The sequence below is a fragment of the Streptomyces sp. URMC 123 genome, from assembly GCF_051386515.1.
GTDB lineage: Bacteria > Actinomycetota > Actinomycetes > Streptomycetales > Streptomycetaceae > Streptomyces.
On the sequence record NZ_JBPQTV010000250.1, the window covers coordinates 1 to 9383 of the forward strand.

General features: G+C 74.0%; 9 protein-coding genes. 5 read left to right on the plus strand and 4 right to left on the minus strand.

Features of this window, described 5'->3' with window-relative positions; genetic code table 11:
- Positions 1–57 precede the first annotated feature (57 nt).
- The 4 genes from ACSNOD_RS23565 to ACSNOD_RS23580 form a co-directional block, all read right to left on the minus strand.
- Positions 58–294 (minus strand): hypothetical protein, encoded by a 237-nt coding sequence (locus ACSNOD_RS23565; RefSeq protein WP_436769028.1) that lies wholly within the window; start codon positions 292–294, stop codon positions 58–60.
- Positions 291–668, minus strand: a complete 378-nt coding sequence (locus ACSNOD_RS23570) for a hypothetical protein (protein WP_436769029.1) — start codon at positions 666–668, stop codon at positions 291–293. The genes ACSNOD_RS23565 and ACSNOD_RS23570 overlap by 4 nt, the downstream gene beginning before the upstream one ends.
- Before the next feature lie 241 nt (positions 669–909).
- On the minus strand, positions 910–2139 hold the full coding sequence (locus tag ACSNOD_RS23575) for a helix-turn-helix domain-containing protein (protein ID WP_436769030.1): 1230 nt from the start codon (positions 2137–2139) through the stop codon (positions 910–912).
- 129 nt (positions 2140–2268) lie between these two features.
- Positions 2269–3381, minus strand: coding sequence for a GntR family transcriptional regulator (locus tag ACSNOD_RS23580; protein ID WP_436769031.1), 1113 nt, complete (start codon positions 3379–3381; stop codon positions 2269–2271).
- A gap of 147 nt (positions 3382–3528) precedes the next feature.
- On the opposite strand from ACSNOD_RS23580, the gene ACSNOD_RS23585 reads away from it, so the two are divergent.
- The 5 genes from ACSNOD_RS23585 to ACSNOD_RS23605 all read left to right on the plus strand — a co-directional run bounded on the left by ACSNOD_RS23585 (position 3529) and on the right by ACSNOD_RS23605 (position 9203).
- Positions 3529–4701: an FAD-dependent monooxygenase gene (locus ACSNOD_RS23585; protein WP_436769032.1), complete on the plus strand. Its 1173-nt coding sequence runs from the start codon at positions 3529–3531 to the stop codon at positions 4699–4701.
- A 151-nt stretch (positions 4702–4852) separates the two neighbouring features.
- The gene (locus ACSNOD_RS23590) at positions 4853–5686 is read left to right on the plus strand and encodes an MOSC domain-containing protein (protein WP_436769033.1); all 834 of its coding nucleotides are present in this window, start codon (positions 4853–4855) and stop codon (positions 5684–5686) included.
- Between the two features lie 325 nt (positions 5687–6011).
- The gene (locus tag ACSNOD_RS23595) at positions 6012–6593 is read left to right on the plus strand and encodes a phosphoesterase (RefSeq protein ID WP_436769034.1); all 582 of its coding nucleotides are present in this window, start codon (positions 6012–6014) and stop codon (positions 6591–6593) included.
- Positions 6590–8143, plus strand: coding sequence for an alkaline phosphatase D family protein (locus ACSNOD_RS23600; protein WP_436769035.1), 1554 nt, complete (start codon positions 6590–6592; stop codon positions 8141–8143). Before ACSNOD_RS23595 ends, ACSNOD_RS23600 begins: the two co-directional genes overlap by 4 nt.
- Positions 8144–8240: 97 nt before the next feature.
- Positions 8241–9203 (plus strand): zinc-binding dehydrogenase, encoded by a 963-nt coding sequence (locus ACSNOD_RS23605; protein ID WP_436769036.1) that lies wholly within the window; start codon positions 8241–8243, stop codon positions 9201–9203.
- The last annotated feature ends 180 nt before the right edge of the window (positions 9204–9383 follow it).

The window sequence follows — 9383 nt, forward strand, 5'->3', positions numbered from 1 at the left end:
GCGGGCTGGGGGGGGGGGGGCGCCGCGGGGCGCCCCGCCCCTGTGCGTCTTCGGGGCTCAGGGGCCCGGTGCGGGGGCCTCCACGAGCGTTGCCGCGCCGGCGGGCCCCGCCTCCACGTGGTCCCGGCAGACCCGGGGGCACCACCAGAACCGGTGATCCGCCAGCCGCAGGCGCTCGCGCGGCAGATCGACGGCGGTGTCGTCCGCCAGCGGACGGGCGCACCGCAGACACGCGAAGCCGCGGATCTGTGCCTCCGAGAGCCCGCGCAGGCGGGGTCTCGTCGTGCGATTCATGCCGGGGCTCCCTCCCGGCGGCGGGCCGCGCCGAGGAAGGCGCGGACAGCGTCCGGCGAGGTCAGGTCCCGGCCCGTGCCGTCCGGCTCCACCAGCCACTGGCACCCCACGGCGGGGTGGTCCCCGGGTCCGGGGACGCCCAGGTAGTTGCCGTCGCCCAGACAGTCCGCGCCGTCGCCGGCATCCGACCACGCGCCACCGGCGGTGCCGGGCGGTACGAGCACGTAGTACGCCCTTGGGGTGCGGATCACCGGTCCGCACAGCTGGAAGACGCCCAGCGCGGCGCGTACGAGGTGGGGGCGAGTGTCGTCCGCGACCTCGTGCACGGTGGTGGCCGCCAGCCGGACCGCGTCGAAGTGGCGGCCCAGGGGCAACAGCGCGATGCGGTCGTGGTGCCATTCGCGCCATACGCGGGATGGCTCCGGGCGGGCCGCGGCGAGCCAGTGGGCTCCGGCGCGCGTTCGATCGTGCCGATCCGGCGGCCCAGGGCGGGGCACAGGGTCACGTGCGGGCACGGCTTCGTCCTTCCGATCCTGGTGAGGGGAGCGGGGACGACGCTACGGACCGGGGTGGGCTGCGAGGGCTACAGAACGTAGCCCTCATGGGCACCGCTGGTCAGAGCACGCCCAGGCGGATGCCCAATTCCGTCAGGGAGTTGTTGCGGCGGGTACGGATCATGGTGCGGACCGTCTCCCGTACGCCGGGGTGGAGCCGGGTCGCCTGGGGGGCCAGGCGCTCCGCGGTGAGGAACGCCTCGACGGCCCGGTCGCGCCGGCCGTTGGCGAAGTGGGCGCGGCCCATGTCGATGAAGTGGTGGCTGCGGCGCTCGGGGGAGAAGTGCCGGGGCGGTCGGACCCGCTCCGCGCGGGCCACGGCGCGGCGCCCGTCACCCAGTTCGACGGGGAGCGACACGCCCCAGATCGCGACGTTCGTCGGGCCGAACTGGAGCTGCCAGTCGTTGCGGTCCTCGCCGAGCCGTTCGGCCGCCGCCTCCGCGCGCCGCCAGTGCCGCTCGGTGCCCGTCGCGTCGCCTCGGCGGGCCTGGTTCAGGGCGGCCTTGAGCTCGAACGCGCCCATCAGCGAAATCGCCTCCGGGCCGGGGTCGGGCAGGGCGCCCAGCGCGGTGAGGGCCTCGTCGATGATGGCCCCGGCCTCGTCGTGCTCGCCGATCGACAGGAACTCGCCGGCCTCGTACCAGTGGGCGGCCAGCAGCCGGAGCGGATCTCCCGACTCCCGCGCGGACCACACGACCCGCTCGGTCGCCAGCGTGGCGTCCGGGACGTGGCCCAGCTTGTAGAGGAACTGCATGGCGCACTCGTAGCCGGAGCACAGCAGGGAGTGCGCCGCGCGGCGGCCGTCCCCGTCGAGCACCTCGGCCGCCACCTGCAGGTCGCGCAGCAGCGCCGGGAGCGTGGCGGCGGCCTTGGCGAACGAGGCGCTGTGCCGGTGCGCGTTCGCCTCGGCGGTGCGGCGCCGCAGCTCCGCGAGGTCGACCTCGGCCACCTCCCGGTCGCTGGGCCGCGCGGGCCGCCCGTGCCGCAGCAGGGCCCGTCGTACGGCGGCCACGGCGGCCAGCGCGGCCTGACTCTCGCCGTCGCTCTCGGCCGGGACGACCGGGCCGCCGGTGATCTCCGTCGGATGGCAGTCGAGCGCCTTGCACAGGGCGAGGATCACGGCCGGGCGGTCGAGGGAACGCCGTCCCTGCTCGAACGCCTTGACGGCCGCCAGGCTGTAGCCGCTCTCGGTGGCGAGCCGCTGCTGCGTCCAGCGCCGGCGCGCCCGAAGCCGCGCCAGCCGCTGCCCGTTGCTCTCCTCGCCCCGCCGGAAGTCGCTGTAGTGGGCCATATCGGCTCCCTTCCCCGCGTCGCCACGACGAACGGTACTCCTGCGCCTCACGGCGGGTGCGGGGTCCCGTACGGGATGAACTCCCGCGAGCCGCGCGGCGGGGGTGGCGCCGCCCGGGGCCGCGAGGGCTCATCCGCGGGGTGGACCGTTCGTGCCCTCGATCATGGGGGTCATGCCGTCCAGGAGGCGGCTCACGCCAAGGGTGAAGAGGGCGTCGAGGTTCAGGTCGTAGCCCGTGTCGCCGAAGGACGTGATGACCTTGTTGAAGGCGGGGTAGCGGCCCGAGGCGATGATCGCGCGGGTCGCCGCGGACTGGCGGGCCATCCACTCCTCCTCGGTCAACCCCGTCACCGCCTCCGCCTGCGCCTCCCGCTCCAGGTTGACCGCCATCCCCTGCACATGGCTGTACAGCAGCACATGCAGGTCGAACATGGTCACCGGGTCCAGCCCGTGGCCGTCCAGCGCGCCGAGAATCCACTCGCCATGGGCGATCAGGTTGGGCAGCATCAACGGCCGGGAGAGCGGGCTGAGATGCGCCAGCCACGGGTGCGCGCGGAACAGCCGCCACAGCGTGTGCGCGCCGAGTTCCAGCCGGGCCCGCCAGCCCTCGGGGGGCGTCGCCGGGTACGTCGCCTCACCGAAGGCCGCGTCGGCCATCAGCAGCACGAGGTCCTCCTTGCTGCCGACATGTCGGTAGAGCGACATCGTGGCCACCCCCAGACGCGCGGCGACGCCCCGCATGGAGAGCGCGCCCAGCCCCTCCGTGTCCGCGATCGCGACGGCCGCGCGGACGATGCGCTCCTGAGTCAGGTCCGGGCCCGCGCTCGCCCCGCCCCGCGTCCCCACTACCGCTCCCGCCGGCTCCGGTGACCGAGCCGCCCGCGCCGCCGCTGAAGCCGCCGCCGGCCCCCGTACCGCTTCCATACGCGCCGCCACCACCGTGCCCACGCGGGGCCGCGCCTCCACCACGCCCTCCAGGCTGAGCCTGGTCAGCGCCTTCGTCGCGGTGGCGAGCGCCACGCCCCACTCCCGGGCGATCTCCCGGGTGGACGGGACCCGGTCCCCGGGCGCCAGCTCGCCCTCGTCGATACGGCGCCGGATCTCGGCCACGATGCGCAGATACGGCGGCGGCGCGCCGCGCTCCGCGCCCTGGCCCGCGCCGCGTTCGGCGCTCTGGCCCGTACCGCGTTCGGCGCTCTGGCTCGTACCGCGCTCCGCGTCGCCCTCTCGATTTCTCGACATCTTTTTTCGCCCACTTTCGCCCGGCCCGACGGCTGTACTAGCGCAGAGCCTACCGGCACCGATGCCTCGATCCCTTGTCTGTGAGCTAGTACAGAGCAAGGAAATGACCAGTTGGCGAGGGTCTGCGTACGGCGTACATTCAGAGGCGTGTACACCGTACAGAAGGGCTCCGACATGACCACGGTTCTCATCACCGGCGCCGGAATCGCCGGCTCCGCACTCGCGCACCGGCTGCTCCACCACGGCCTCACCCCGACCGTCGTGGAGCGCGCCCCCGCCCCGCGGTCGGGCGGCCAGGCGGTCGACATCCGCGGGGTCGCCCTCGACGTCGTCGAGCGGATGGGCCTGCTGGAGCAGGCACGCGCGGTCCGTACCCGGATGCGCGGGATGTCCATCCTCGACCCGGAGGGCAACGAGATCGAGCGCTCCACCGAGGCGACCCTCAGCAGCGGCAGGCTGGACAGCGACGACATCGAGATCCTGCGCCAGGACCTGGTCGAGCTGCTGCACGAGCACACCCGCGACGGCGTCGAGTACGTCTTCGGGGACAGCGTCACCGCCCTCCACCAGGGCGGAGAACGGGGCCGGGAACAGGGCGAGGACGAAGACGGCGACGGCATCCTCGTCGACTTCGCCCACGGCCCCAGCCGCCGCTTCGACGTGGTGGTGGGCGCCGACGGCCTGCACTCGACCGTACGGCGGCTGGCCTTCGGCCCGGAGGAGCGGTTCTCCCACCACCTGGGCAGCTACCTCTCCGTGTTCAGCGCCGACAACTTCCTGGGCCTGGACAACTGGCAGCTCTGGCAGCGCGACGGCGACATCGGCTTCGGCATCATGCCCGTGCGCGACAACACCGAGCTGCGGATCGCCTTCGGCTTCCACTCCGGGCGGCTGGACGGCGACCACCGCGACACCGAGTGGTTGCGCGCGCTGATCGCCGAGCGGATCTCCGAACTGCGCTGGGAGGCGGAGCGGCTGGAGAAGGCCGTCCGGGCGGCGCCCGACTTCTACTGCGACGCGATGTCCCAGATCCGGATGGACCGCTGGTCGCGGGGGAGGGTGGCGCTGCTCGGGGACGCGGGCTACTGCGCGTCCCCGCTGTCCGGGCAGGGTACGAGCCTGGCGCTGGTCGGCGCGTACGCGCTGGCCGCCGAGCTCGCCCGGGCCGGCGGCGACCACCGCGCCGCGTTCGCCCGCTACGAGCAGCGCATGCGGCCGTACGTCGGCCTCAACCAGGCGCTGGCGACGGAGAATCCGGGCGCGCCCGCCTCCGAGGAGTCCATGGCCCGCGCCAAGAACGCGTTCGCACTCGACGCCTGATCAGCAGCGCCTGATCATTCCGCGCCTGATCACTCCGCACCTGATCGCTCGACGCCTGATCGCGCGGGACTCGATCGCACTGCCGCGCCGCCGCCGTGACCGGCGTAAATGGTCGAACACACCGCCGAAACGGGCAGTAGGCTCCGGAGGCATGGGGATCTCCGTACACGCGCTGTTCCACTACCCGGTCAAGGGCTGCGCCGCCGTCCCGGTCGAGTCCGCCGCCGTCGGTGACATGGGCCTGGAACACGACCGCACGTTCATGATCGTCGACGCCGCGGACGGCGGCTTCCGCAGCCAGCGCAAGCTGCCCGCGATGGCCGTGGTCGAGGCGCGGGTCGCCGACGGCGGCGCGGCGCTGCTGCTGTCCGCGCCCGGCGCCGAGAGCCTGCGCGTGGACGTCGTCCCGGACGGCCACCGGCGGCCGGTGAGCATGTTCGACCGGCCCGTCGGGGAGGGCGTCGACCAGGGCGAGGCCGCCGCCCGGTGGATCTCCGAGGTGCTCGGCGCCGACTCCCGACTCGTCCGCGTACCGCCGGACTTCGACCGCGACGGCTGGGGCGAGACCCCCGGCAAGGTCGCGTACGCCGACGCGCACGCCGTGCTCGTGACCTCCCTGGCCTCGCTGGACGGACTCAACGCGCGGATCGCGGAGCGGGGCGCCGCGCCCGTGCCGATGGACCGCTTCCGACCCAACATCGTGCTGGCCGGCCACGACGAGCCGCACTTCGAGGACCGCGTGCGCGCGATGTCCATCGGGACCGTCGACCTCGCCTACTCCGTGCGCGCCACGCGCTGCAACGTGCCGCTGGTCGACCAGGCCACCGGCCGTACGGTGGGCCCCGAGCCCGTGCGCACACTGGCCACGTACCGGCGCGAGCCCGAGTTCGGCAACAAGGTCACCTTCGGCGTGAAGGCGGCGGTCGTGCGGCACGGCACGCTCTCCGTCGGCGACGCGGTCCACGTGAGCGCCTGGGAGTCCTGAGCCTCTCGGGCCGCGACGAGCAGTTCTGTCCTCTCGGGCCGCGACGAGCGGTTCTGAGCCCTCAGCCCCGTAAACCCGTGAGCCTGCAGAACTTGTGAGCCCGTGACCCGTAAACCCGGACACCCGTGAGCCCGGAAATTCGTAACACCGTGCGGAAGTTCCGCGTCACAGGACTGTGACCCCGGCGCCGGACCCTCCCCGACGGCCGGAATCCACACGCCTGTTCGTCCCGCGTCTTCCCCGCATTCACCCGCCCCTGGTGTGATTCCCCGCGCACGGCGCGAACGCGCCGTGCGCGGGCGCACCGCGGCGCAGGGAGGCGCGTATGAATCTGGTCGTCAACGGGGACGCCGAGAGCGGGCCGGGAGGGACCGCCGATCCGGTCGCTTCGGTCACCGGGTGGCGGATCGCCCAGGGAGCGCCCGCCCTGATCGCGTACAGCCTCGGCGGGGGCTATCCCACGCCCGCCGACCCCGGCCCCGAGCGGCGGGGCAGCCGCTTCTTCTCCGGCGGCACCTCGCCCAGGACCGCCCTCGTCCAGGACGTCGCGCTGCCGGCGGACGGCCCCACCGGCCGGGCCGCCGTCGACGCCGGCCGGGTCCGCTTCACCGCCACCGCCTGGCTCGGCGGCTACGCCGCCCAGCAGGACGGCGCCCGGCTCTCCGTCGAGTTCCGGGACGGCGCCGGCACCCCCGTGGCACTCGCCGTCCTCGGTCCCGTGACGGCCGAGGAGCGCCGGCTCCGCACGGGCCTGCTGGAGCGCGCCGCGACCGCCGCCGTGCCGCCCGGCGCCCGCACCGCCCGGCTGCTGCTCGTCCTCACCCGGTCCGGCGGCGGCCCGTCCAACGACGGTTACGCCGACGCGATATCGCTCACCCTCGCGCCCACCGCCGGAGGCTCCCGATGAGGCTCAACCGCCGAGACCTGCTCAAGGCCGCGGCCGCCGCCGGGGCCCTCAACGTCGCCTGGCCGCTGAGCGCCGGCCTGTCGCCCGCCCGGGCGCGCGAGGCCGCCGAGGCCCTCGGCGCCGTCTACGACCCCGCGCCGTTCACCCTCGGCGTGGGCTCGGGCGACCCCCAGGCGAACGGTGTCCTGCTGTGGACCCGGCTCGCGCCCGAGCCGCTCGCCGCCGAACAGAAGCTGCCCGAGGTCGTCGAGGTGGACTGGGTCGTCGCCGAGGACCGGGAGCTGAAGAGCGTCGTCGCGCGCGGCACCGCCCCCGCCTCGGCCACCCTCGGCCACAGCGTGCACGTGCCCGTCGGGGGGCTGCGCCCCGGCCGCCACTACTGGTACGCCTTCCGCGCGCTCGGCGTCCGCAGCCGCCTCGGCCGCACGAAGACCGCGCCGGTGGGCGCGGTGGCCGGCGTCCGGTTCGCCTCCGCCAACTGCCAGGCGTTCCACGACGGCTTCTACGCCGCCCACCGGGGCATCGCCCGGGAGGACCTCGACTTCGTCGTCCACCTCGGCGACTACATCTACGAGCACGGGCCCGTCGGCGGCGACCACGTCCGCGACCACGACGCCCCGGAGACCCTCACCCTCGGCGACTACCGCCGCCGGCACGCCCTCTACAAGGGCGACGCGTCCCTGCGCGAGGCGCACGCCGCGCACCCCTGGTTCCTCACCTGGGACGACCACGAGGTCGTCAACAACTTCAGCGGGAGCGACGGCGACGCGCCCTTCGTGCGGCGCCGGGCGGCCGCGTACCAGGCCTGGTACGAGAACATGCCGCACCGCGACGCCGGCGGCGCGGCCCTGCCCGACCCGGAGATCCACCGGGTGCGCCGCTGGGGCGACCTGCTTGAGCTCACCGTTCTCGACCTGCGCAGCCACCGCTCCGCGCAGAACCTGCCGCAGGGGACGATCCTCGGCGCCGAGCAGAAGGACTGGCTCAAGCGGGGCATCGACCGGGCGCCCGACACCTGGCACTGCTGGGCCAACTCGATCATGCTCAGCCAGCTGCGCGCGCGGCCCGGCGGCGGCTATATGTTCACCGACCAGTGGGACGGCTTCCTCGCCGAGCGGAAGGAGGTCCTCGGGCACGTCCACCGCAGCGGCCTGGAGGACCTCGTGGTGATCACCGGCGACTGGCACTCCGCGTTCGTCGACGACATCCGGCCCGACTTCGACGACACGTCCTCGCCGGTCATCGGCACGGAGTTCACCGCGCACTCGGTCACCTCCGGCGCGTACTCCGCGGAGTGGAACGCCGTCAACGGCCCGGTCATGGGCAGGGCCAACCCGCACCTGAAGTACTTCGAGGGCAACCGCTACGGGTACGACGTCCACGAGGTGACGGCGGCGCGCTGGTCCACGCACATGCGGGTGATCGCGGACCGGCGCGACCCGGCGTCGCCGGTGACCACGCTGACCACGTTCCACGTGGACCGGGGGCGGGCCGGGTCGTACGAGGACCCGGCGACGAAGGGGTCGCCCGCGCAGTACCGGCGGGACTGACCCTGCCGGCGCTTCCTCGGGTTCCTCCCCGGGAGGCGTCGCGTGTCACACACGTATCCGGTTCCACCACCGGCCACCCGGGGCCTAGGGTCGGGCCATGTTCGCTGCCTATGCCGCCCGCATCGACCGTGACCACCCGCTCAACGGCCTCGAACTCGGGGAGCGACCCGCCCCCGGGGCCCGGCCCGGCTGGACGACCGTGAACGTCAAGGCCGCCTCGCTCAACCACCACGACCTGTGGTCGCTGCGCGGCGTCGGCCTCGGCGAGGAGGCGCTGCCGATGATCCTCGGCTGCGACGCCGCCGGGGTCGACGCCGACGGCAACGAGGTCGTCCTCCACTCCGTCATCGGCCAGAGCGGCCACGGCGTCGGACCGGACGAGCCCCGCACCATCCTCACCGAGAAGTACCAGGGCACCTTCGCCGAACAGGTGACCGTGCCCACCTGGAACGTGCTGCCCAAGCCGAAGGAGCTCTCCTTCGAGGAGGCCGCCTGTCTGCCGACGGCCTGGCTGACGGCGTACCGGATGCTGTTCACCAACGCCGGCGTGCGGCCCGGTGACAGCGTGCTGGTGCAGGGCGCGGGCGGCGGCGTCGCGACCGCCGCGATCGTCCTGGCGCGCGCCGCCGGCCTGCGCGTGTACGTCACCAGCCGGGACGAGGCCAAGCGCGAGCGGGCCCTGGAGCTCGGCGCGCTCGGGGCCTACGAGCCCGGGGCGCGGCTGCCCCGGCGCGTGGACGCGGTCATCGAGACCGTCGGCGCCGCCACCTGGTCCCACTCGGTGAAGTCGCTCAGGCCCGGCGGCACCCTGGTCATCTCGGGCGCCACCTCCGGCCCCAACCCGCCGGCCACCGAACTGAACCGGATCTTCTTCCTCGAACTCAAGGTCGTCGGCTCCACCATGGGCACCAAGGACGAGCTGGAGGATCTGCTCAGCTTCTGCGCGGCCACGGGCGTACGGCCGATCATCGACTCCGTGCTGCCGCTGGACCGGGCGCGGGAGGGGTTCGAGAAGATGGCGGGCGGCGACCTCTTCGGCAAGGTCGTCCTCACCGTCTGACCCGTACGGCACGGGCGCCGGGGGCGCGCGCGGCACGGGTTTCGGGGGCGCGCGGGGTTCCGGGGGCGTACGGCGCTATTCCCGCGCGCCCTCGAACTCCCCTGTACCGGTGGGCGGTTCGCCGTCCACCGCCCGCCGTTTCCCCGGCCTCTCCCCGGCCGCCCTGACTGCCCTGGCCGC